Origin of the sequence: Leptospira kirschneri serovar Cynopteri str. 3522 CT, assembly GCF_000243695.2 — a bacterium.
GTDB lineage: Bacteria > Spirochaetota > Leptospiria > Leptospirales > Leptospiraceae > Leptospira > Leptospira kirschneri.
This window is the reverse complement of sequence record NZ_AHMN02000008.1, coordinates 108,592-132,481: the sequence shown is the minus strand read 5'-3', so window position 1 is coordinate 132,481 and position 23,890 is coordinate 108,592. Positions and strand designations below refer to the sequence as shown.

The following is a 23,890-nucleotide window of genomic DNA, read 5'->3' as shown; positions in this document are numbered from 1 at the left end:
CCTTCCCCAGGTCGATTCATGGATTATAAAACAAAAAAAAATTCTAACGCTACCGTTGATATTAAACTTACATTCGAAGCCTCTGACATAGAAAAAGCCTTTGATAAAACGTATGAGGAAAAACAAAAAAATGTAAAAATTCCTGGCTTTCGTCCAGGAAAAGCTCCTCTTAACATGGTCAAACGTCATTTAGGCGATAGTGTGGCCAGTGATGCGATCAATACTTTGATCGTAGACGGAATGACTTCTATTCTTTCGAAGTTGGAACATCCAATGATTCGATTTCCTAAATTTGAAATTCAAGATTATCAACCGGGTAAAAATCTGATCGCTACTGCGGTTTATGAAACCAATCCAGAAATCACTTTGGGAAAATATAAAAAAATAAAAATCAAACTTCCGGAAGTTTCCGTCTCTGATTCGGACGTTTCCGAGGAGATAGAAAAGGTTCGTAAAGAACTCGCTCGTAAGCAGTTAAAGGAAGAAGGTCAGACCGCCGTTGCCGGAGATATTATCGATATGGAATATACGGTTTGCGAAAAAGGTCAGGAATCTAAAAATTCAGGTAATACATCCAATGACTATCACCTGGGTCACGAAAATAATCTGAAAGGTTTTGATGAAAATCTCTATGGAATGAAATCTGGAGAGAAAAAGGATTTTGTTCATACATTTCCGGAAGACTATTCTCAGAATGAGGTTGCGGGAAAGACATTTGAATATTCCGTTATGATCAAAGCCCTTTATGTGAACATACTTCCAGCCGTGGACGATGATCTTGCTTCCGAGTTTGACGGTTCTGAATCTTTAAACGTTCTCAAAGATAAAATTCGTAAAAATTTGAAAGAAGGTTTTGAGGATCGAGTTAAGAACAAAAAGTTAGACGAGATCTATAAAGAAATTATAGACGACTCTAAGTATGTTTTCCCGGAGTCTTATCTTAAGGAAGAATCAGAACACGTATTTCACAATATGATTCATGAATTCAAACTTCCTCATATTACGATGGAAAAATACGCGGATATGATTCAAAAGGATTTAAAGGAAGTCCAAGAATCCTTTCAAAAATTGGCTGAAACTCGTCTCAAACACTACTTTACACGTCAAAAAATTGCAGAGATGGAAAATATTTCTTATTCTGAACAAGATTTTGATGCGGATTTAGAAAAACTTGCGTCAAGTTATCAAATTTCTCTGTCCGATCTTAAAAAAGAACTGGAAAAAGGAAAACTCATGGAACAATATCGGGAGAATTTTTTCGCAAAAAAAATAGATACTGTACTCTTTGGTCTTGTAGAAAAGAAATATACTGACAAATTAAACATTGGGCAGATAAAAGATTATCTCAACCAAAAGGAAGAAGTGAAAGCATGAGCGTAATCCCGTATGTGATCGAACAAACGAGTAGAGGAGAAAGATCGTATGATATATTTTCTCGACTTTTAAAAGATAGAATCATATTTTTAGGGAATGCAATCAACGATGATTATGCAAACGTCATTACGGCCCAATTGTTATTTTTAGAAGCCGAAAATCCGGAAAGAGATATTTACCTTTATCTCAATTCTCCGGGTGGATATGTTTCTTCTGGTCTTGCAATTTATGACACTATGCAGTATATTAAACCGGATGTGAGAACTCTTTGTTTAGGTCAGGCTTCTTCTATGGCGGCGTTACTTCTTGCGGGAGGAGCGGCTGGAAAACGTTCTGCATTACCGAATGCAAGAATCATGATGCATCAGCCGATGGGCGGAGCGACTGGTCAGGCGAGCGACATTGAGATTCAAGCGAGAGAAGTACTCAAGCTAAAAGAAATTCTCAATTCTATTTATCATAAACACACAGGTAAAACTGTGGAACAAATTCAAAAAGATACAGAAAGAAATTTTTACATGACAGCAGATGAAGCGAAGAATTACGGAATTATTGATACTGTAATTCAGATCGATCGTAAACAAACTGAATAAAGGAGTTTCACTTGGCTAAGAAATCACCGGGAAACAACGGTAAACAAAAACTATTTTGCTCCTTTTGTGGAAAGGAACAGGATGCGGTAAAACGTTTAGTCGCTGGACCAGGTGTTTATATCTGCGACGAGTGTATTTCTCTTTGTAATGAAATTATTGCAGAAGATCACGAACATTCCCACGAAAAGTCAGAAGTTTTCAGCGAGGTTCCAAGTCCAGCGGACATCAAGGCTATTTTGGATCAGTATGTAATCGGACAAGATCACGCAAAAAAAGCACTTTCTGTAGCGGTTTACAATCATTACAAAAGAGTAAATCTCAAAGAAAAAAAGTCAGACGTAGAAATCGAAAAATCGAATATTCTATTGATTGGACCGACTGGAAGCGGTAAAACCCTTTTGGCTCAAACTCTTGCAAGAATTATCAAAGTTCCGTTTGCGATCGTGGACGCGACTGCACTTACGGAAGCAGGTTACGTAGGAGAGGACGTAGAAAACATCATTCTCAAATTGATCCAAAACGCGGACAACGATATTAAAAAAGCAGAAGTTGGTATTATATACATAGACGAAGTAGATAAGATTGCGCGCAAATCGGATAGTGCGTCTATCACGAGAGACGTTAGTGGAGAAGGTGTACAACAAGCCCTTTTGAAAATCATCGAAGGAACGGTGGCTAACGTTCCTCCTCAAGGTGGAAGAAAACATCCACATCAGGAATATTTACAAGTAGATACTAAAAACATTCTGTTTATTTTAGGCGGGGCTTTTGTAGATCTTCCTAATATCATCAAATCCAGAACGGGGATTAAAACGATCGGCTTTGGTTCCGAAGAACAAAGAATTCAATCGGAAAACAAAGACACTTTGATGGAACAGGTGATTCCGGAAGATTTAATCAAGTTCGGACTGATTCCGGAGTTTATAGGAAGACTTCCGATCATTGCTACTTTGCAAGAGTTGGATGTGGACATGCTTAGGCAGATTTTCCGAGAGCCTAAAAATTCAGTTCTCAAACAATATACTCGTCTTTTAGAACTCGAAAACGTGAAGCTTACTTTCCATGACGAAGCGATTGATAAGATTGCAGAACTCGCGATTAAAAGAGAATCCGGTGCCAGAGGATTGCGTGCCATCGTGGAAAACATCATGTTGGATTTGATGTTTGATATTCCTTCCCGCAAGGACATCGAAGAAGTAATTATCACTGCAGAAGTGATTGCAAACAGAGTGGCTCCTACTTTGATTCTCAAAAAAGAATCTAAGATTGCTTAATTCGTTACCTTTTAAGAGTTTACTTCTTGAAAGGTGATTCCGGTAAACTTTTCAGAAATTAATTCTTCTTTCGTTTGAGGTCCCACAATCAAGATGGGACTTTTTTCGTTGCCGGAGCCAAATTGTAAATCGGTTCTATAAAAGCCGCGATCTAACCGACTTGAGATTCCTTTTAAGAATACTGGCGTAGCTCCTGTTACGGATTCGTAAAAACTGCAAATTTTACATTGTTTTTCGAATCGGGTTTGTCTTCGATCCGAGTCGAATGCGACCGATCGATGTGGTAGAAAGGTATAGAAGTTCGGAAAATTTTTCAATCTAACCCATTCAACATCATTCTCATATTGAAATCTGAACATAAAATCGATTACTCTTTGAGAAACGATACAAATTCCGTCATATGTATATGAAAAGTCAATATATGGTTTTTTAAGTTCAAAAAAAGGATTATCCCAGTTTAAGGATTTTCTATAACCACAAGACAAACAAACATGCAATTTCGGTAATATTTCAAATAGACTAAAGCCAGAGCCATACATATAACTATCGTTATCTGTAATATTTAAAGAATAGGCAATTATCATGGTTTATATGTTTTTTTCATAAACCCAAAACTGTCTATTATTTCGGATCCAATCTCTGGAAGGATTTCTTAAATATCCTAACTTTTCATAAAGTTTGTGAGCAGCTTTCATTGTGGATTGAGTGGAAAGAACTACTTTCCGAAACCCAAGTATTTTGGCTTCCTCTTCGAAAGTTCTACAAAGACTGGAAGCGACTCCCTGTTGTCGAAACTTTGGTAAGGTGGCTATTAATTGCATTTCCGCTTCGTCGATTTCTGCAATTTGTCGGTAGGGATTTGTATAAGTTCCGACTATAATCAATCCGATCGCTGTATCATTTGCAAGTGCAACCAGAATTTTTCCGCGTTTTTTAATTTCATCGATCACAAAAATTTTTTCGGCTATTTCCGGATCGGTAAATCCTGCCTCAATATATGATTTTTTTAATATACTTTCGATTTCTAGATCGTATTCGATTTGATCCTTATTATAGAGTTGAATTTCAAATTCCATGTTTAATATTAGAGTTGTTGAAAAATTAATTCTTGATCTGTTTGTATTGGATTGAATGGACAATTGAAGCAATTTTACGAATTTTCACTATGGAATTTTTCAACAACTCTATTTTTCTCTTTCTAGGATTTTTTGGTCTAACGTGAATTCGACTTAATGAATTCATTTTTCTAAAAAAAAGTTGGGATTTGAACTTTACGGATTGATTTTTAAAATGTGGGAACTACCACATGAACTGATCTCTATAAAATTAAGTACCGTTAATTCTATTATAAAACACTGATTCTATGTAAAATATTAGGTACTTATTATATAGTTATAATAGTAGGGAAAATCTGTTTTAAACTTCAATATGAATCAATGCGATCTAATTTGTAAGAACTACTGCAAACTTAAATTTTGTAGTAAAATTTTCAAAATGTGGAACTTATACTTTTAGAACGAGGCAGTTTTTTTATTTTTATAGAAATTATTTTTTTACCCGAAACCGAATCATTTCCATTTTGTTCCGGCTTATTTTTGTCTTATCGAGATTCGCTTTGGTTTTGTTCAGGTTTATTTTTTTCAAAGATTATATCCTGCCGCGATTCATATTACAAACCACGGCAGAACAAAAGACCTTATTTATTTCTTCTTTCTCTTTTCTTCTGCTTTGAAAGCGAGAAGAGATTTACTTTGTAATTCTATTTTTTTTCTTTCGGTCCAAGGAATCGCCACACTCAACTCTTCCGCGAGAGAAAGAAGATTATCGTTGATGTCTATCAGTTCGTCTATGATTACAAAATAGGAAACGCTGGATTTCAGTTTGCTATCTCCTTTTTTAATCCGTTTCATTTGACTTTTGTAGATGTTCTGTTTGATCTTTTCCAGATTTTTGGTTTTCTTTTCCGATCTGGCTTTTTCTAAAAGGTCCGGAAATTTGTCGGAGTCTGCGATCAGTTCCATCAGGTTGGTGGCGGATTTTCTAAGTTCTTTTACTTCTTCTTTCTCATCTTTGGAAATTTCGTGAAAAGAACTGATACCGTTTGAAGAAGTTCTAAGAATATTCCAAATACTTTCTGTGATTCTATCCAGATGATTGATTGATTCTGTAATCGGGTGAATTGAGGAAAGATCTTCCTCTTCCAAATATTTATTTGCGATCGATAAAAAACTGGAAAGAGAATTTTCCCTCATCTTCTTTAAGTCTTTTAGAAGTTTTTGGGTTTGTTTGAAATTTTTCTTTTTACCATTGATATAACCTGCGCAGACATTGTTCAAAGCTTTACGAGCGACGTTCAAACTTGCAAGCATAGACGAAATGGTTCTAGAAAGAGCTCTTTCCGGATGTTTTTTAAGAGTGATTAGTTTTTCCAGATTTTCGTCATAAGCTTCTTGGCGTTTTTTATGAATTCTTGCAAAAAGGAATATTAAAAGTACTGCAACTAAAACTAAGACGATCACCGAAGAAAATCCGAAAATATACAAAATCGAACCAATCAGACCAGCGGTCGCAGAAGCAATGATTGCCGTAAAGAACCAACCTCCCACGACGGTAAGAACTCCGCTGACTCTGTTTACTGAATTTTCTTTGTTCCAAGCTCCGTCGGTAAGAGATGTACCCATCGCCACCATAAAGGTAACAAATGCGGTGGATAGGGGGAGTTTGTAGAGAGTTCCGATCAAAATTAGAGCGCTTGAAATTTGAATGTTCACGGAAGCTCTTAGCAAATCGAATGCTTCGGTTTCGTGCATTCTGACGATTTCAAAGGAGTTTTTCTGTTCAAAACGTTTTCCTATAAAACTGCGTAATTTTGCGGGAAGAATCGCCTTGATCGGAGTATAAATTCCGAGTGCAATTTGAACAAAAACACGGGCTACTAAACTAGTATTAAAACTTTCTAATGTTTCACCTTGGGAACCTAAAGTGACTTCGGTTTGTGTGACGGACTCTGCCTTTTTAGAAAACCAAAGTGAAAAAAGCATAACACAGGCGGCGCCTAAAAGTATAAAGTTCGGAGTCTGAACGTTTTCCGCAAGTCCAGTTGCCAAAATACTAGCGTCCCCTCCCGCCTGTTGGATCAAAGTCCAAGTAGTAAAACTTGCTAAAGGAACTCCTATAAAGTTGACTAAGTCGTTGCTAGCAAAAGCCATTGCAAGAGAGCCGGTTCCGACTAAAACTAAGAATTTTAGAATATTCCATTCTAATAATACTAGGATTTGAAATAGAATGGAAAATCCTGCGAAACTGATTAAAAGGATATTTGTAAAATTCTTATTCAGATAATCTATGATTTCCTTAGGAATGAATGTGGAGCCTTTCATCGCTGATAAAAGTGTGAAGAAAACCACAGTAGTAAGGGAAAGTCCTCCGAAAAGACCTCCGAAGTATTTCATCGAGTTCTTTAAATTGAATGAAAAGATGAATCGGAACACGAATTGCAAAATGATTCCGGAAAAAAATGCCACGATCACACTCGTAACAATTCCAAATATGATTTTAAGAGCGCTTTCAGAATTGATAATTTGAAATGCTCCTTGCAGAGTACCCGTTTTTAAAAGTGCGATTGCAAGAGCCGCTCCTAAAAGTTCGAATACTAAGGAGACCGTAGTGGAAGTCGGAAGTCCAAGAGTATTGTAAAGATCTAGAAGTACTATGTCTGTAAGCATAACCGCTAAAAATAGGAACATCAGATCCTGTAGTGCAAATCCGCTTGGATGAAAAATTCCTTTTCTAGCAACTTCCATCATACCACTGGAAGAAAGGGCTCCCAGGACGATTCCAATTCCAGCGACTACCAGAATGATTCTTTTTGAAGATGCTTTGGAACCTACGGCGGAGTTGGTAAAATTTACCGCGTCGTTTGAGACACCTACTAAGAGGTCGCCTACACCGAGGATCGCCATGAGAACGACTATGATTAAAAAAAAGTCCATGAACGCTTCCGTTTATTGTTTTGTAGAATCTACAATTTTCGCTTTGACTCTTTTAGAACGTAGATTCGTTCCATAACAAGTGCGATTTTTGCATTCTGTTGGAATACAACATAAAGTTAAGCAAAAAAGTGCGACACGAGTCAGGTTTCGAAAAGTTTTGAAACTGCATCTTACAGTTCGTTTAGAGTTCTTCTTGAGTCTTTTGAATCTAAGAAACCGGACAACTGAAATTTTGTTCGAAATCAACACTGGATTATTACTTTTCCATTACAAAATCAATCGCTTAGTCTTCTAGATCCCAAAAAAAATCTCGATTGGTAAGTTCTTTATCTTCTGGAATCGATTCTGTAACAGAAAAGAAATTTTTCTTTCCGGATAAATTTAAAATTAGATTGTATTGTTCTTTCAGTTCTAAAGTTTCTTTTTCCCAATAGTCTGTTCCTGCAAAATGAGGAAACGCGGTTGGAAACGAAGGATCGGAATGAAATCGGTTGGCGATCCAAGCGGAATAGTGAACAAATCTCATCGCTCTTAGAATTTCTATTAGATCAAACCAAGAGTCTTCAAAATCTCTAAACTCTCTATAGCCGGAAAGTATATATTCTCTTTCTTCGAGACCTTCTTTTCCTTTGGAAAGTAACATCCAAAAATCTTGAACCGCAGGACCTTGCAGACAGTCGTCAAAGTCTACAAAAAACCAACCTTCTTTTCCAAAGAGTAGATTTCCTTTATGACAGTCTCCGTGGATTCTATGTAATGGAACCGATTTTATACTTTCTTGGAATAAATCTAAAATCCGGTTTGTGGTTTCTAAATATTCTTTTTTGCAACTGGAAGGAAGCCATTCTCCTTGAAGTAAATTTTCCAGTGGATCGGTTCCATAGGTTTTAGAATTTAGTGTGATTCTATGTTTGAAGGGTTGAGATTGGCCTACATTATGGATTCTAGCAAGAAGCCTTCCTATAATTTTTAAATTTTCCGGACTGAGTTCGTCTGGAGATCTTCCGCCTACACGGGGCCAAAAGGAATAAAATATTTTTTCTTGAAACGAAGATAGGCTTTCTCCGTCCTGGAATAAGATAGGAGAACAAACGGGAATTTCTTCTTCTTTTAGATCTTGCAGAAATTTATGTTCTTCTAAGATTTGTGTCCGATTCCATCTGCCTGGACGATAGAATTTAGAAATAATATGGGAGCCATCTTCTAGTCTGAGATCAAAAACTCTGTTTTCTAAACTATTGAGAGCCATACAATGACCGGAAGGTTCGTAACCCGCCTTTTCGGCCAGAGTAAGAATTTCTCCTGGGTTGAGTTGAAAAAAATCCGCCACAACTCCATGTTCTTGTCTCCGGTTTTCTTGGAAATTTTTTTATAAAGAACGTAGAACTATAGAGTTTTGTTCCGATGTAGATGGAATTTGGTTTTCAATAGAATTAGATTTTGCAAATTGATTCTCGAGAAGGAAAAATCATGAAGATATCAGTAGGAAATCTGCCTCAGGAGTTGACCGAAGACGAACTAAAAAAGATTTTTTCGGAATTCGGAACCGTCCAGGAAGTGCATATTAAAAAAGATAAAACCACAGGTCGTTCTTTATCTTATGGATCCATTGAAATGGAAGATTCCGCCGGAGCAAAAGCAATTGCGGAATTGAATAAAAAAGAAATCCAAGGAAAACAAATCGCCGTGGTAGATTCCGAGGAATTAAAAAAAGAATTCGAAAGAAAACAATCTCTAAAGAATGGAGGATCATCCGGTAAGATTCACGGAAATCAATCAAAGACCGGAGGTTTTTCTGGAGCTGGGGTTAGAAGAACCGGAGGAAGAGGAAAATGAAATTTACACGTTTAATATTTCTCTTAGCTATTCTTTGTGCTGTAGTAGTTCCTACATTTGCAGAAGATTTAGTCATCAAAGAGATTCGTATCGGAACTGGAAAAGAAGCTTTTTCGGGTTCGAATGTTACGGTTCATTATGTAGGAACACTGACGAATGGTAAAAAATTTGATAGTTCCAGAGACAGAAAAACCCCTTTTACTTTCAATTTGGGAGCGGGAGAGGTAATCAAAGGTTGGGACAGAGGAGTTCGAGGAATGAAAGAAGGTGGGATTCGTAAACTTACAATTCCTCCAGAATTAGGTTATGGTTCCAGAGGAGCCGGAGCCGCGATTCCTCCTAATTCTACTCTCATTTTTGAAGTTGAATTGTTAAAAGTGTACTGAGTTTTTTTCGTTTGTAGTAAATTTTACCGAATTTTGACATAGGATTCGGCCCTTTTTCCAGTTCTAATCTATTTCAGAAAGGAGAAGCCTGCGATAGCTTAGAACTGGATGCCTTACAATTTTTTTGAAAATTTCCCCTTACCGGCCTGTATTTTAGAGCCTTCTCTTTTGATACAAAAAGTAAATTTTGCCTTTTGTAGAACCATAGGTTATTCAAAAGAAGAACTAGAAGGAATTCTAAATTGGGATCAAATCTGTGAATTTAAAGACGTAAAATTCCATTTTGCCGATCCATCTCTTTGGCCTTGTACAAATCTGCCGAGCGAAAATCCTTCTTATTCTATTTTACTTTTTACAAAAGATGGGGTTCAAAAAGAATGTTCAGTTTCTTTTGCTTTTGATCGTGAAGAATTGAGAATCTTTGCCTATTTGGAAGTTCCTCAGGTTTTTGATAAACCAGTCGTAAAATTTGATTCCCTAAAAACTTCTGTAGCAGAGAAGGACTGGGAAAATCCAAGTGCGGCTTGGGTTCAAAAGGAGAAATTAGACGCGATCGGAACTCTTTCCGCTGGAGTTGCGCATGAAATTAATAATCCACTGATGGGAGTGATCAACTATGCGGAAATGATGGTTAACGGTATCGAAAATGGAAATCCTCTTCGTAAATATGCAGGAATTATTTTACGAGAAGGAAATCGAATTTCTGAAATCGTAAAAGATATGCTTACATTCACTCGGATCGAAAAAGAAGATATCAAAATTCATGATATTAAATCCATTTTTGGTTCCGCGTTGAGTGTGATTAAAACCTGTATCGATAAGTCAAAAATCGAAACTGTCGTATCTGATCCGGAAACTCCTATTTTTGCGGCTTGTTCCGCCGGAAAACTGAGAAAGATCTATTTTAATTTACTTACAAATGCAAAAGACGCTATCGAAAGTAATACCGATCCAAACCAAAAAAGAGTTGTGAGCGTTTTTTGGGAAAAATTGAAAAAAGAAAATAGGGATTTTATACGTACTATCATAGAAGATACTGGAATCGGTATTCCAGAAGAAAATAGACATAAACTTTTTGATCCCTTTTACACTACAAAGGACATCGGAAAAGGTACCGGTTTAGGACTTACGGTTTCGTATAACTTGACTCGCGAAATGGGCGGAGAACTTTTTTTTGAAAGTGAGAACGGAGTGACTCGCTTTTATCTGGATCTTCCTGAATCGATTTGAAAGATCCTTGACTTTATAGGAGGACGATCACATCCTAATAGACTCCTTTTAAACTCCTCTATGACCGGTTCCAGGCGATCAGAACAGAAAAGTTACGAGCCCCGTTATTCCATTCTGTTTCAATCTGCGATAGACTCGATCGTTTCTTTAGACAGAGAATTTAGAGTCATTTTAGCAAACCCAGCTACTGAAAAGACGTTCGGATTTACAACTTCTGAATTGATAGGAAATTTAGTCGAATGTCTGCTTCCTTTTCACATTCGAAATCGATTTTATAAAATTCTAAATAATGTAGCTAAACTTCCTGATAAAAAAAGACAAAAACCTTTTGGGCCGATCCGTTTGTCTCGAAAGGACGGTAAAACTTTAATTTCTGAGATTTCCGTTTCTGCCACCGGACCCGTGGAAGACTATCGTTATCACATAGTCATCCGAAACATATCAGAAAAACATAGAATTCTAATGGAGTTAAAACGAGCCAACGAGTCTTTAAAAAAGATGGATCGTGAAAAAGAAGAACTTCTAGAAAAACTTGAAGAGAAAGTTAGGCAGAGATCTAGATTACTCGCCAATTATTACAAAGGAATGAAAGAAGAACTGAATCTTGCAAAAAAATTACAGACCGAAATTTTGCCGGACATCCCTTCTTTTGCGGGAATTAAAATTCATTCCACGTATCTTCCAATGATGGAAGTAGGAGGAGATCTTTACGATCTATTTGAAATCCGTCCAGGGGTATTACGCGTATTTATTGCGGACGCGACAGGACACGGTATACAAGCTGCACTTCTTACGATGACACTCAAAGGAATTTTAGAATCGATTAAAAAAAAAGATACAGATCCGGGAAGTATTCTCACGGAATTTAATTACCAGTATTGCAAGAACTTCGGGAATATAGGAATGTTCTTTTCCTGTTTTCTCGCCGACATAGATACCGTTTCTAAAAAGATAGTGTATTCTTCCGGAGGTCATCCTCCTCAATTTTTTCTTTCTGAAGATTTGGTTTTAGGTTTAGATCGAACTGGGTCTTTACTCGGCTTAGATCTGAACAATCAATACGACGTTTTTAAACTAAGTTATCAATACGGAGATCGTTTATTTTTATTTACGGATGGAATTTACGAGGAGTTTAATTCCGACAAACAGCAATTTGGCGAATTTGCGGTTCAAGAAATTTTAGCGAAAAAATTTTCGGAACCTATGGAGGAAACCATTCCGGCGATCTTACAGAAACTGATCGACCATTTAGGTCAGCAAAAAATACAAGACGATATAACTGCGATTTTAATCGCTTTGGATTCTCCCCATCTTTGAGATGTCTTTTTCTATTTTAAGTTTTTTATTTTTGGTTTTTTGTGCGTTTCTTTTTTTAGAGAAAAAAAGTCACGACCGAATATTAAAACGAATTCCGATTCGAATTCACGTCAACGGTACCAGAGGAAAATCTTCCGTAACCAGGTTGATTCATTCTATTTTAGTGGAGGAGGGTTGGAAAGTTTTCGCAAAAACTACCGGATCTACCGCCAGTCTTTTGTTTCCAAATCGAAATGAAAGTTTTGTATTTAGAAATAAAATTTCTATCGAAGAACAAAAATCTTTTCTTCGTTTTGCCGTAAACAATGACGCACAAGCGATCGTTTTGGAGTGTATGGCGGTTCAACCTCAATATCAGAAAGACTCAGAAGAATTATTGATCTGCGCCACTCACGGCGTAATTACGAATATCCGTCCGGATCACTGGGAATGGACCGATACGGAAGAAAAAATTTTAGAAGGTTTTAAAAAAACGATTCCTAATAATGGAATTCTAATATATGGAAAAAATTATATAGTTGAGAGTTTAAAACCGAATTGGAATCCAAGTCAAAAATTGAAGTTAAATTTAAGTCTTCTGAAAGCCGCTTCTTTAAAAAATACAGAATTGATTCTTGCGGAACCCGAACTTTCTAGAAATCAAATTGAAACTGCGTTTGGATACATACGTTATCCGGAACATTATGAAAACGTGGAAATAGCCGTTCGTGTCTGTGAAACGTTAGGCGTGTCTTCTGAGTCTATTTTACGAGGAATCACAAATGCGGTCTCCGATCCGGGAGCGCTTAAAATTTTGGATAAGGAAGTCAAAAATAAACTTCAAAGGTTTGTATTTGCGTTTGCCGCCAATGATGTAGTTTCCTTTGAAAAAATTTTAAAGTCTGATCAAAAAGAATGGAGTAAATTTAATTCTATAATTTTAGTTTTTAATTCTAAACGAGAAAGGCCGTTTAGAACCATTGAGTTCGGTAAATTTTTAACGGATTTTTCTGGTCTTTCAAAAATTTATTTTTTTGGCTCTTGGCAAAGAGTATTTCGATCCGTATATAAAGGAAATGCGGATTTAACCTTTTATAAGAAGAATCTTATATTCGATTTGAAAGAAATTTTTTCTAAGTCCAATTTATGGATAGGCGCCGGAAATTATCAGGGTTCTGGAAGGGTTTGGTTGGAGAAGTTGGCCGCAGATCTAAACGTGATAGAGGAGAAAGATTGGAAATTTTAACGTTATCGATCGGAGTTGGTATTCTATTTGGTTTTTTCCTTTGGGAAAAAACGGGACTTCAACCTGGAGGTTGGGTAGTTCCGGGTTACGTTGCTCTTTTTTTATCGGATCCTTGGTTGATTATAGTTTTGGTTTTGAGTTCCGTTCTTACATTTTATATTTATCGAATTTCCGAATTTTGGTTTTTGAGTTTTGGTCAAAGAAAGACCGTTTTTATTTTAGTTCTTTCTATTTTGATTTCGGTGTGTGTTCGTTTTATTATAGAATTATTTTTAGAATCTAAAAGTGATTTTGAATCTAAGACGATAGGATATATCGTTCCAGGATTGATCGCTCTTTCTGCTGAAAAACAAGGTGTTCCCAGAACCTTATCAGCGATTCTTATCTGTTCCGTTTTAGTTCGTTTATTTTTGATCTTTTTATTCGGTGAAGTTTCTGTTCTATGAATAGTTTTTTTAAAAACAAAACTTGGACTGTTCTTCTTTTTTTGAATATTATAAGTGTAGGATTTGTTTCAGTTTTGGAATTTTTTCCGCTTATTTTACCGGTTACAAACCTAAAAGAAAAATACGAGGCGAGTCAAAAAACGTACAAAACATTTTTAAAAATCAAAGAATTGAAACTCTCCAAAAAAATTCAGATCGATCCTAAATTGGATTCGTATTTATCCGGCTTAATTGGTCCAGAAATTTCACCCGTCACTAGTTCTGCAGGAAAACTTTCGGCTAAACAGGCTTCGATACATCCTGACTTTGCGGCTTGGTTTGTGGATCGTTTCCAAAAGGCAGGATTAAAAAAAGGAGATACGATCGCCGCCGGAATTTCCGGTTCTTTTCCTGCATTGAACATAGCGTTTTGGATTGCCTCGGACATTATGGAATTGAAGGTGATTTCGATTTCAAGCGCTGCCTCATCCCAATACGGAGCGAATGATCCATGGCTTTTATGGCCTGATATTGAAAATTTATTATATAAAGAAAAAATTATATTCCAAAAATCTGTTTTTATGTCCATTGGGGGTGTTTCCGATTCGGGAATAGGTCTTGGCCAAAAGGGTAGGGAGTTGATTTTAGCTTCTATTCGTAGAAACGGTTATAAGTATTTATCTTCGGATTCTTTTGAGGATTCACTTTTGAAAAGGATGGACGTATATAATAGTAGTCCCGTTTCTTTGTATGTCAATATAGGAGGAGGGACTGTCTCTTCCGGAACGAGTTTGAGTAAAAAACAAATTCCTAAAGGAGTCGTTTTGTCGGGAGCGGAATTTATGGAATTGCCGGATTCAATTTTAAAAACCTATCTTGATTTAAAAATTCCGGTGCTTCATGTAAGCGGAGTAGAAATGATCTCTAAAGAGTCTAATATGAGATATTCACCCGGAAAAATTTCGGAACCTGGAACTTCGGATCTGATTTTTCCTAAAAAATATAATCGCTGGCTTGCAGGATTTTTTTTCGTTTTATTATCTAGTTTGATTTGGATATTATCAACTTGGATTTCTATTTCGGATCCCACTAAGGAAGACACAATTTTATTGTAATATAAGAATCGATTACAATTTGAAAATGCAGAACGTAAACTTATAGGAAAATGAATAGGTTGAATTTTATAAGAGACTGATCTAACCGAATTTCTCTGAAAACCTATGGACTTAAACTCTTATAGGTTATCTTTGTTTAAAAAACGAATTGCGAGTTTTGTCAGAATATTGTGAAGAAACTCAGAATAAAAAGAAAAGATTTTATCCTATAGATGAATTTTAAATTAGAAATAATTTTTTTCAATTTTTAGAAACCAATCAAAGGGGATTGAAATTTTGAAAAAACCAAGAGATGGTTTCGTCCCTTTTAAGATCGGGAAGAAGAATCGTTTCATAGTGATTTTTATCCGGTAAGGTAAGGAACACTACTTTTTTAAGTTTTTTCTTAAAAACGTCGATCGCAGTTTCTGGGAGTAGTTCGTCTCCTTTCTGAAAATTATATTTTCCGGCCTGGATAACGAGAACCGGAGAATGGATTTGGGAGTAAGGAAGTAATTTATTTTTATTGAATATTCTAAAATTTGAAATTGGGTTTCGTAAAATTTGGAATGGAATATGCCAGGGTTTGAATGCACCTCCCAGACTTTTTAATTCGGAATCGATCACGTAAATCGGAATATTGCATTTGTATTGAACGGAGCCGTTCTCATAAATTTCTTCTAATTCGTAGTTTAGAAAATCCTCTATGTCTTTATTCCAAGAACTAAAAATTGGAGATTTTTTAGCGAGTTCTAAGTAAATTTCTCTGGATGAAAACGATTTTCCTAGACGTTGTAGAGATTCTTGGATCATGAGTAAGCTGGAAAGTTTTCTTTTGAAGGAAAGTTGTCCTCCTCCATCGATCAAACAAATTTTGTCCGTTCTTTCGGGATGATTTTTTCCAAATGTGAGAGAAATCCAACAACCTAAGGAATGTGCGAGTAAATTTGCCTTTTTAATTTTTAAAAAATCTAATAAGGACTTTAGATCTTTTGCATGTAGATCCTGGGAATATTGAGTTTGCGGTTTGGAAGATTGACCTCTGCCTCTCAGGTCATACGTGATTACTGTAAGACCTTGTTTTACTAAATCTTTTGCAAGAGGGGTGAAATTTTTAAGATTCCCTGTAAGACCGTGAATACAGATTACTGGTGGAGCAGAGTTTTTAGAGATCGGAAATTCTCCAAAAATTTCCGCGGCTAAAACTTGGGAATTTCCGATTGGAATTTGGATCGATTTTGGGTTTGAAGAAGAACGAAAGTTTTTCATTCTTTTCTATTTCGGTTCTAATTGAAATATGTCCACGATTTTTTATCTTGGATCTAATTGAATTGTAAGGAAATAGAAATTCAATCTGTATTATAATATTCTTAACTATAAGTTTATTTATTTTTTTTACAGAAATAATTTACGGGTTGGTTAAAATGTAAGATCTATTTCAAAAAAGTCATAGATTTTCAATGGGTGCGATCTATACATTTTCGCAAAAAATTGTAGTTAGTTTTCGAAGTTTTTGTAAGTAATTATGACTTTACGATCCAATATGTTTATATTTCGTTTAACGGGATTTAAGCGATTAAGCGACTTTGGATCGAATTTTCTGGATTTGAGAAAACGAATCATTGAATTCTATTTGTTTGAAGTAAAAATGGTTTTATTTTTTGAATAGGAATTCTAATTTTTGGATGAATCTTTGATAACAAAATTTATATAAAAATCGATTGGGGATGTGCTCGAATTTAAACACGAAAGATAGTTCTTTCTAAGAACTCGAAGACATTTTTGTATATCTGTACATCTAACCTGCTTGCATTTATTTAAACTGAGATTTACACTCACATTTCGAGAATATTATGCAACATACGAAAGAAGAAATTTTAAAACAGATTTATCTTTTCTCCAATTTTACGGAAGACGAATTAAGCTCTATTGCGGAGAAAACGGAATATAAGGTTTACGAACAGGGTGATTCGATTTTTCACGAAGGGAACGAAGCGAAAGCCTTTTTCGTAGTGATTTACGGGACTCTTAAGGTACTTACTTCCACTGAAAAAGGGGACGACGTCAACGTGACTACGATTGCAACGGGAGATCATTTTGGTGAATTGCCGTTTTTAGATCCGGGTAAACGTTCTGCATCTGTAGAAGCGATGGAAAGATCTGAACTTTTGAGAATTCCTTACGATCATTTAAAAGCGGTTTTTGAAAAGGATTCCAATGCTTCGTTAAAATTTTATCAAGCGATTTCTCATTTTTTGGCGAAACGTTTGAGAATGTTGACTCACGATTTAGCCTACGCACGAGAACTTAGAAAAAGATATACGATTTGATTTTTTAAAAATCGTATTTCTAAAATTTAAAGGAGTTTGAATGAGTATAAATTTAAACTCCTAAATTTATTTTCTTTAAGGCTGAAATAAAAGAACGATCGTGGATTCTATGTCTTGAATTTGGATCGGTTTAGAGATGTATGCGTTCATACCTGCCTCTAAACATTTTTCTCTATCTCCTTCCATCGCGTTAGCCGTCATTGCTACGATCACCGGTTTCGATTTTCCAAAATCTTTTCTGATTTGAAAGGTAGTTTCGTATCCATCTATTTCCGGCATCTGAATGTCCATAAAGATCAAATCGTAATTTTTTGTTTTCAGTTTTTCGATTGCTTCCAAGCCGTTTAACGCACTTTCTGCGTTATATCCCAATTTTGTGAGAAGTCTAAGGGCGATCTTTTGATTGATTACGTTGTCTTCTACTAAAAGAATTTGAAGAGGAATTTTTTCGGAGAGAAATTTTTTATTTTCATTTTGTTTTTCTTTTTTAAGAACTTTAATAGGAAAGGCTTTTTCGAAATTTTTACTCAGTTCTTCTAAAAGAATCGGTTTGAACATCATAAAAATCTGAAATCCAGGTCGGTTGAATAGACCGTTGGTGACTAGATAATAGGAATCCTTTAGTTCCTTTTCCATAAAAAGAATGATCGTAAGTTTTAGAGAAGGATTTTGTTTTTTAAGTTCGTTTAACATCTCGGGTAAATTCATATCCGGAAAGTTTAGATCGGTAAGAAATACACCGATTCTTTCTTCTTCTCCGATCATTCGAATTGTTTCTTTGGCGGTTCTAGTCGTCTTAACCGAAAAACCGTTTCTTTCGCAGAATTTTTTGATCTGTTCTTTAAAGTGGAATTCTTGAATAGAAATGACAGCGCTAGTCGCTAAGTTTTTAGAATGTAGTTCTTGAATTCCTGCAGGAATTTCGTATTCTAATTTTTCCGTTAAGATAGAAAGTGAAAATTCAGAACCTAAGTTTACTTGGCTTTTTACGGTAATTTCTCCTTTCATCAATTCCGCTAATTTTTTACTGATGGTGAGACCCAATCCGGAACCTCCGTATTTTCGAGTAGTGGAGGAATCTACCTGACTAAAAGCTCTGAAAAGAAGTTCTAATTTTTCTTCTGCAATACCGATTCCGGTATCTTTTACATGAAAGATAAGTCTGAATTTGTCATTCGGAAATTTTTCGGCTTCCACACTCAGATGAATTTTTCCTTTTTCAGTAAACTTAATAGAGTTTCCGATAAGATTGGTTAGTACCTGTCTCAGTCTATACGGATCGGAAATGATCCAATTGGGAACGTTAGGAGAAATTTCAGATTCGACCGTAAGACCTTTTTCTTCAGCCATAGGACGAAATAAACTTACCACTTCGTTTGTAAGTTTTTCAGGGGATACAGGTTGTATTTCTAGTTTGAGTTGTCCAGATTCGATCCTGGAAAGATCTAGAATGTCGTTTAACAAAATGAGAAGATTCTGTCCGCTCGATTTGATAATGTCTAAGTATTCCTTTTGTTCTGCGTTTAAAGAAGTTCCCTCTAAAAGACTTACCGTTCCGATGACTCCGTTGAGAGGGGTTCTAATTTCGTGACTCATCATTGCTAAAAAGTCCGTTTTTGCTTTGGAAGCCGCTTCCGCAATTTCTTTGGCACGTTTTAGAGAATCTTCATATACTTTTCGTTCTGTAATTTCGTGCCAGACCGAAAGAAAAACTCTTTTTTGGTGGATGATGATCGGGATCAAAGTGACTTCCACCGAAAATTCTTCTTCATTAAAACGTTTGTATACCCATTCGAAGGTATAAGAGCCTTTTTCGAGAGCGATAGATTCTAATTCATTTGTTTTTTCTTTTTCCGTTTCGACCGAAAAATGGATTGGGTGTTTTCCTAAGACTAGTTTTTTATCCGGACATCGAAGCATTCTCAGTGTCGCGGGGTTACATTCGAAAATTCCGGAATCATCATACAAAACGTGAGGTTCGCTTGAACGTTCAAACAAGAGTCTGAATTTTTCTTCCGCTAATTTTTTATCCGTAATGTCCACAGAAATAGCGCTGACTCCGGTAATTTCATATTCTGTATTTCGTATAGGATGAAAAGAAAGTTCGCTAAAAACGAAAGTTCCGTCTTGATTTGGTCTTTTTCTAGCTACGCTTAATTTTTCACCGGATAACGCTCTGTCATAAAATTCTTTCCAATATTTTGCGATTTCCGTGGGAAGTTCTTTTTGAAATAAGTTAAAACCGGCAGAAATTTCTGAGTGATAAAAATCCTGCATTACGTTTTGGAATTGAGAATTGAATATAAGTAATTTATAATTTTTGTCTATAGACCATATCATCGCTTCCGAATTTTCAATGATCGCGTTCAGATTTGCTTCGTGTTCTGCAATGGTTCCCGCTTGTTCTAAAAGAGATTTTCGAGTATTGACTTTCTCCGTAATATCTTTGATCTGAACCAAAATGATTTTATTTAGATGAGTGGAAATCATTCTACAAGAGGTGTTCCCCCAAAACTTCTTACCTCGAAACGTTTTAAATTCCAAATCCCAGGAAGGAGTTTCTCCAGATAAAATTTTCTTTTTTCTGGATATGTATTCTGAATGAGTAAAATCCTGAGCCAGCAAGTTTGAAAAAGGAAGATTTAGAATTTCGGATTGGTTTTGGATTTCAAAATACTTACTTGCGGTCTGATTGATTTCAAGAATCAGATCTTTATCCGGATCTAAAAGTAGGATCGCGTTTGCTGATTTTTGAAAGATCGTAGAACGAAGTTCTGAGTCTTGTAAAAAGATACTTGGGGTTTCTGAAAAATAGAATTCAAAATTTGTAAAAAATAAAAGCAGAATATGATTGTTTTCTAAAAATACGATCTTAACTTCTAAATCTAAGGGTTCTTTTTTTTGAGTGATATAACTTACTTTTAAAAATGAAGTTTTTTTTCTAGGAGATTTAGCTTTTTTCCAAACCGATGTCCACGAATCTGAGACTGCCCAATTCCATTGGGAAGGATGAATTTTCCTCTCTAAATTCGATTCAAATTCCTGAAGTGGTTTGTAAAAGTTCCATGTGATTATTTCTCCGGAGGAATTTAGAATTAGAAAATTAGAGTCGGATCGTAAAGAAGTCATCTTTTTATTAACGAAAATTATTTCTGCTTTCGAATCGGAAACAAGCAAAATAATAGCAAAAATGTTTCAAAGAAAAGGAATATTCTCAAATGATCGAATACTAATCAAAAAAAATCATTTTTTTAGAAAATGCTAATCAAAATAGAAATTTTCAATCTCGAAAAAACATTTATTTCTTGAGAGATCGATTTTGACATAAAATCTTAGTTTTTTGATAATTTCGGACGTTTGTCGGCTTTGATTGACTTTCCTTCTAAATTTCTAAGCATGCTCAATTGTAGGATGGATAACTTGGATTCCATAGAGCCGATTTCAATCAAACACTATCAGTTCTTTTTTGATCTTTCTCAGGATGGTTTGGCGATTCATTCTGAAGGAAAAATTCTAAGAGCAAATGATACATTGATTCGGATGCTTGGTTATGATTCGATCGAAGAGGTGATTGGAAAGCCGGTCCTTCAATTTGTTCATCCAAGATCTCAAGGTGTTGTAAGAGAAAGAATTCAGAAAATGAGTCAAGAGGGCATGGTAGTTGGGGCCATTGAAGAAGAATTCATTCGAAAGGACGGCTCTACCTTATTTGTAGAAGTGACCGCCACAGCTTTTTTTGAAAACGAAGTTCAGTATTTTCAAGTAGTAGTCAAAAATATCAATTTTAGAAAACGAATGGAATTAGAACTAGAAAGGCTTCGTTCTAAACTCAAAATTACTCAGGAAAGACTTCTTGGGGTAATTGAAGGTACTAAAGATGCCATCTGTGCTGTAGATATTCATTTTAGAGTGATCGCTTTTAACTCTTCCTTTGAACTTAGTTTTTGGAAACTCTATGGTAAAAAAATAGAGGAAGGAAATCTACTTCCAGAACTCATCTTGGATCCTGTGGAACGGAGTGTGGTTATCGAAAACTGGAGCCGTGCACTTCGAGGAGAAGTATATACTACCGAAAGAGCGATGCAGGGTTTAGTGCAGGATTCGGCTATATTCGAAATTAGTTATAGTTCTATCCGAGATTCTTCTCATAATCTGATTGGCGCGACTCAGATCATTCGGGACATTACAGAAAGAAAACACGATGAAGAAAAACTGAAAAAAACTTTAGAAGAAAAAGAAGTGATGTTAAAAGAAATTCATCACAGGGTAAAGAACAATCTACAAGTGGTGACTAGTCTTTTGAGTTTACAATCAGAACACTACGGAAACGAAAGGATTTCTCATATTCTTAAGGAATGTGAACGTAGAATTCAATCTATGGCTTTGATCCATAAAGAATTATATCAATCCGAGAATATTACAAAAATAGATTTTTATGATTATCTAAGTACTCTTCTGGTCAGCCTTCTTCATTCTTTTGGAAAAGAAAAAAAAGTGGAGTTCAAAATTTCTTCCAAACCGAATTTTGTTTCTATCGAAACCGCGATTCCATTGGGATTGATCGTCAATGAACTCGCTACCAATTCTTTAAAATACGCTTTTTCTGACGGAAAGGATGGAACGATTTCGGTACATCTTAGATTGGACGTGCTGGAATCTATATTAGAAGTTGAAGATAACGGAATTGGTATGCCAGAAGAATTCGATTTAGATAAATCTGAATCCTTGGGTTTAAAACTTGTGGGAATTCTTGCAAGACAATTGAGAGGTAAGTTCATTCTTCTTCCTCCTGGAAAGGAAAAAGGAACCAAGTTTCAAATTATATTCAAAAGTTAAAAACACTTGTCCTTATACTTTGAAACTTGAAGTATCCATCTTATGAATTTAATTTCCGTCGATAAGATTTCCAAAGAGATAGGTTCTAAGGTATTACTCAATCAAATCAGTTTTGGAATTAACGAAGGGGAAAAAATAGGAATTTTAGGAATTAACGGTTCCGGTAAGACTACCCTTTTAAAAATGCTTGCAGGAATGGAAGTTCCTGACAGTGGACAGATCTTAAGGAATAAAATTCTAAAGATTGCGGTTTTGTCTCAGTCACCCTCCTTCGATCCAAATCATACTATCATAGAACATATTTTTTCCAGTCAAAGTCCCATTTTGAAAACGATTCGTTCTTACGAATCAATTTGTGGACGTTTAGACTTGGGCGATTCGGAAATTGAAAAAGAATACAATCGTTTGATGCAGGAAATGGACAGACTCGGAGCTTGGGAACTGGAGTCTTGGTTTCGGTCCATTTTAAAAGAATTAGAGATTCTAGATCTGAATGTAAAGATGGGTTCTTTGTCTGGTGGAATGTTTAAAAAAGTTGTTTTGGTTCAGACTCTGATCGAAGAATCCAATCTTCTAGTGTTAGACGAACCGACCAATCATCTGGACGTGGAAACGATTCTTTGGCTTCAAGATTATTTGGTTGAGACTAAAAAAGCGATTCTACTGGTCACTCATGATCGTTATTTTTTGGAAGAAGTAACGGATCGTATCTTGGAATTGGAAAGTGGAAATCTAAATTCGTTTCCGGGGAATTTTGGATTTTATTTGGAAAAAAAAGCAGAGGCCGAAGTGATCCGTGAAAAAACGGAACAGAAAGAAAAACAGTTTCTTAAAAAGGAATTAGAATGGCTTCGCAGACAACCCAAAGCGAGAGGAACCAAACAAAAAGGCAGAACTGATCGAGCTCTCGAAGTGTTGAGTCGCAAAAAGGCAGGAAAGGAAATCGTTTTGGATTTTTCAGTTTCCGGTAAAAAACTCGGAAAAAAGATTTTAGAACTGAAAAATCTTAGAAAATCATATCATAAACCAATTATATACGGTTTTTCTTATACATTTAAGAACGGGGAACGGATCGGAGTCGTAGGACCGAACGGAATAGGAAAGTCTACACTTCTGGATATAATCGTAGGTCGGGAAAAACCTGATTCCGGAGACGTAAGTGTGGGAATGAATACGAATTTCGGTTATTTTGATCAGGTTTCCAAGGAACTTTCGGGCGATATGAGGGTGATCGAATATATCAAAAAGGAATGCGGGGTGTCGATTAAAATGAACGACGATCGAGTTTTAAGCGCTGCTGATATGTTGGAACTCTTCCTTTTTGATACTAGATTACAAGGTAGTTATATTAAAAATTTATCCGGCGGAGAAAAAAGAAGACTCTATCTCGTTTCGATTCTGATGACTAATCCTAACTTTTTGATTTTGGACGAGCCAACGAACGATTTGGACATTAGAACACTTTCCGTTTTAGAGGAATTTTTAGCGGAGTTTGATGGTTGTGTATTGGTGGTTTCTCATGATCGATATTTTATGGACCGAACCGTGGATTATCTTTTTACTTTTCAGGGAGAGGGAGTTGTAGAAAAATTTCCAGGAAACTATTCCGAATATTTAGAATATACTAATTATCTAAATAAGCAAAAAGAAAAAAAAGAATTGGAGATTAAACCTAAAGAAGCTGATTCTACTAAAAATAAAAAGGGGATGAGTTTTCAACAGAAAAAGGAATTAGAAGTTTTGGAGTCCGAAATTTCATTGTTGGAAAAAGAAGAACGTAGTCTTACGGATATTTTGCAATCCGGAACCACAAAACCGGAAGAGTTAGCCAACGTTGGAAATCGTCTAACGGAGATTCATTCTGTCTTATCTTTAAAATTGAATCGTTGGGAAGAGCTTCAAAATCTAGTTTAATTTGACGTGAGCAGGGCGTAAGAAAGAATTTTCTAAAAGTATGAGTTCCTACAATTTAAGAATT

The 23,890-nt window shown here is 35.8% G+C and carries 19 protein-coding genes; 13 read left to right on the top strand and 6 right to left on the bottom strand.

Going from position 1 to position 23,890, the window contains the following annotated elements; genetic code table 11:
• The first annotated feature begins 18 nt into the window (after nucleotides 1-18).
• The 3 genes from tig to clpX are packed head-to-tail and all read left to right on the top strand — an operon-like array spanning nucleotide 19 to nucleotide 3,241.
• A complete protein-coding gene (gene tig, locus LEP1GSC049_RS215260) occupies nucleotides 19-1,374 on the top strand; it encodes a trigger factor (RefSeq protein ID WP_004752608.1) in 1,356 nt (451 codons plus the stop codon).
• A complete protein-coding gene (gene clpP, locus LEP1GSC049_RS215265; RefSeq protein ID WP_000111455.1) occupies nucleotides 1,371-1,967 on the top strand; it encodes an ATP-dependent Clp endopeptidase proteolytic subunit ClpP in 597 nt (198 codons plus the stop codon). Before tig ends, clpP begins: the two co-directional genes overlap by 4 nt.
• 11 nt (nucleotides 1,968-1,978) lie before the next feature.
• Entirely contained in the window at nucleotides 1,979-3,241 is a 1,263-nt protein-coding gene (gene clpX, locus LEP1GSC049_RS215270; protein WP_004752381.1) for an ATP-dependent Clp protease ATP-binding subunit ClpX, read from the top strand.
• Between the two features lie 11 nt (nucleotides 3,242-3,252).
• On the opposite strand, the gene LEP1GSC049_RS215275 is transcribed toward clpX, so the two are convergent.
• From LEP1GSC049_RS215275 to LEP1GSC049_RS215290, 4 genes are all read right to left on the bottom strand, one after another.
• Complete coding sequence (locus LEP1GSC049_RS215275; protein ID WP_016560762.1) at nucleotides 3,253-3,726, bottom strand: hypothetical protein; 474 nt, start codon at nucleotides 3,724-3,726, stop codon at nucleotides 3,253-3,255.
• Between the two features lie 102 nt (nucleotides 3,727-3,828).
• Nucleotides 3,829-4,317 carry a GNAT family N-acetyltransferase gene (locus LEP1GSC049_RS215280; RefSeq protein WP_004752142.1) on the bottom strand — a complete coding sequence of 163 codons (489 nt, stop codon included), beginning with the start codon at nucleotides 4,315-4,317 and terminating at the stop codon, nucleotides 3,829-3,831.
• 624 nt (nucleotides 4,318-4,941) lie between these two features.
• Nucleotides 4,942-7,233, bottom strand: a complete 2,292-nt coding sequence (locus tag LEP1GSC049_RS215285) for an inorganic phosphate transporter (protein WP_016560830.1) — start codon at nucleotides 7,231-7,233, stop codon at nucleotides 4,942-4,944.
• Nucleotides 7,234-7,516: 283 nt separating this feature from the next.
• Nucleotides 7,517-8,563, bottom strand: a complete 1,047-nt coding sequence (locus LEP1GSC049_RS215290) for a serine/threonine protein kinase (protein ID WP_004782000.1) — start codon at nucleotides 8,561-8,563, stop codon at nucleotides 7,517-7,519.
• Between the two features lie 110 nt (nucleotides 8,564-8,673).
• On the opposite strand from LEP1GSC049_RS215290, the gene LEP1GSC049_RS215295 reads away from it, so the two are divergent.
• From LEP1GSC049_RS215295 to pgsW, 7 genes are all read left to right on the top strand, one after another.
• Nucleotides 8,674-9,069 (top strand): RNA recognition motif domain-containing protein, encoded by a 396-nt coding sequence (locus tag LEP1GSC049_RS215295; RefSeq protein WP_004752328.1) that lies wholly within the window; start codon nucleotides 8,674-8,676, stop codon nucleotides 9,067-9,069.
• Nucleotides 9,066-9,455 (top strand): FKBP-type peptidyl-prolyl cis-trans isomerase, encoded by a 390-nt coding sequence (locus LEP1GSC049_RS215300; RefSeq protein ID WP_004752350.1) that lies wholly within the window; start codon nucleotides 9,066-9,068, stop codon nucleotides 9,453-9,455. Before LEP1GSC049_RS215295 ends, LEP1GSC049_RS215300 begins: the two co-directional genes overlap by 4 nt.
• Before the next feature lie 108 nt (nucleotides 9,456-9,563).
• Nucleotides 9,564-10,685 carry a sensor histidine kinase gene (locus LEP1GSC049_RS215305; protein ID WP_004752333.1) on the top strand — a complete coding sequence of 374 codons (1,122 nt, stop codon included), beginning with the start codon at nucleotides 9,564-9,566 and terminating at the stop codon, nucleotides 10,683-10,685.
• A 60-nt stretch (nucleotides 10,686-10,745) separates the two neighbouring features.
• Entirely contained in the window at nucleotides 10,746-12,002 is a 1,257-nt protein-coding gene (locus LEP1GSC049_RS215310; protein WP_004751802.1) for a SpoIIE family protein phosphatase, read from the top strand.
• 1 nt (nucleotide 12,003) lies between these two features.
• Complete coding sequence (gene pgsB, locus LEP1GSC049_RS215315; protein WP_016560775.1) at nucleotides 12,004-13,227, top strand: poly-gamma-glutamate synthase PgsB; 1,224 nt, start codon at nucleotides 12,004-12,006, stop codon at nucleotides 13,225-13,227.
• Nucleotides 13,215-13,673, top strand: coding sequence for a poly-gamma-glutamate biosynthesis protein PgsC (gene pgsC / locus LEP1GSC049_RS215320; RefSeq protein WP_004752111.1), 459 nt, complete (start codon nucleotides 13,215-13,217; stop codon nucleotides 13,671-13,673). Before pgsB ends, pgsC begins: the two co-directional genes overlap by 13 nt.
• Nucleotides 13,670-14,767, top strand: a complete 1,098-nt coding sequence (gene pgsW, locus LEP1GSC049_RS215325) for a poly-gamma-glutamate system protein (protein ID WP_004751931.1) — start codon at nucleotides 13,670-13,672, stop codon at nucleotides 14,765-14,767. The genes pgsC and pgsW overlap by 4 nt, the downstream gene beginning before the upstream one ends.
• A gap of 258 nt (nucleotides 14,768-15,025) precedes the next feature.
• Here the strand turns inward: pgsW and LEP1GSC049_RS215330 are convergent, their stop codons facing one another.
• Nucleotides 15,026-16,015 carry an alpha/beta fold hydrolase gene (locus LEP1GSC049_RS215330; RefSeq protein WP_016560821.1) on the bottom strand — a complete coding sequence of 330 codons (990 nt, stop codon included), beginning with the start codon at nucleotides 16,013-16,015 and terminating at the stop codon, nucleotides 15,026-15,028.
• A 584-nt stretch (nucleotides 16,016-16,599) separates the two neighbouring features.
• Between LEP1GSC049_RS215330 and LEP1GSC049_RS215335 the strand changes: the two genes are divergently transcribed.
• Complete coding sequence (locus tag LEP1GSC049_RS215335; RefSeq protein WP_001164880.1) at nucleotides 16,600-17,076, top strand: cyclic nucleotide-binding domain-containing protein; 477 nt, start codon at nucleotides 16,600-16,602, stop codon at nucleotides 17,074-17,076.
• 75 nt (nucleotides 17,077-17,151) lie between these two features.
• Here LEP1GSC049_RS215335 and LEP1GSC049_RS215340 read toward each other — a convergent pair whose 3' ends face one another.
• Nucleotides 17,152-20,205 carry a PAS domain-containing hybrid sensor histidine kinase/response regulator gene (locus tag LEP1GSC049_RS215340; protein ID WP_004777069.1) on the bottom strand — a complete coding sequence of 1,018 codons (3,054 nt, stop codon included), beginning with the start codon at nucleotides 20,203-20,205 and terminating at the stop codon, nucleotides 17,152-17,154.
• A 282-nt stretch (nucleotides 20,206-20,487) separates the two neighbouring features.
• On the opposite strand from LEP1GSC049_RS215340, the gene LEP1GSC049_RS215345 reads away from it, so the two are divergent.
• Together LEP1GSC049_RS215345 and LEP1GSC049_RS215350 are read left to right on the top strand one after the other, a co-directional pair.
• Nucleotides 20,488-21,912 (top strand): sensor histidine kinase, encoded by a 1,425-nt coding sequence (locus tag LEP1GSC049_RS215345; RefSeq protein ID WP_016750270.1) that lies wholly within the window; start codon nucleotides 20,488-20,490, stop codon nucleotides 21,910-21,912.
• Nucleotides 21,913-21,954: 42 nt separating this feature from the next.
• On the top strand, nucleotides 21,955-23,826 hold the full coding sequence (locus LEP1GSC049_RS215350; RefSeq protein WP_004752046.1) for an ABC-F family ATP-binding cassette domain-containing protein: 1,872 nt from the start codon (nucleotides 21,955-21,957) through the stop codon (nucleotides 23,824-23,826).
• Nucleotides 23,827-23,890: the final 64 nt, after the last annotated feature.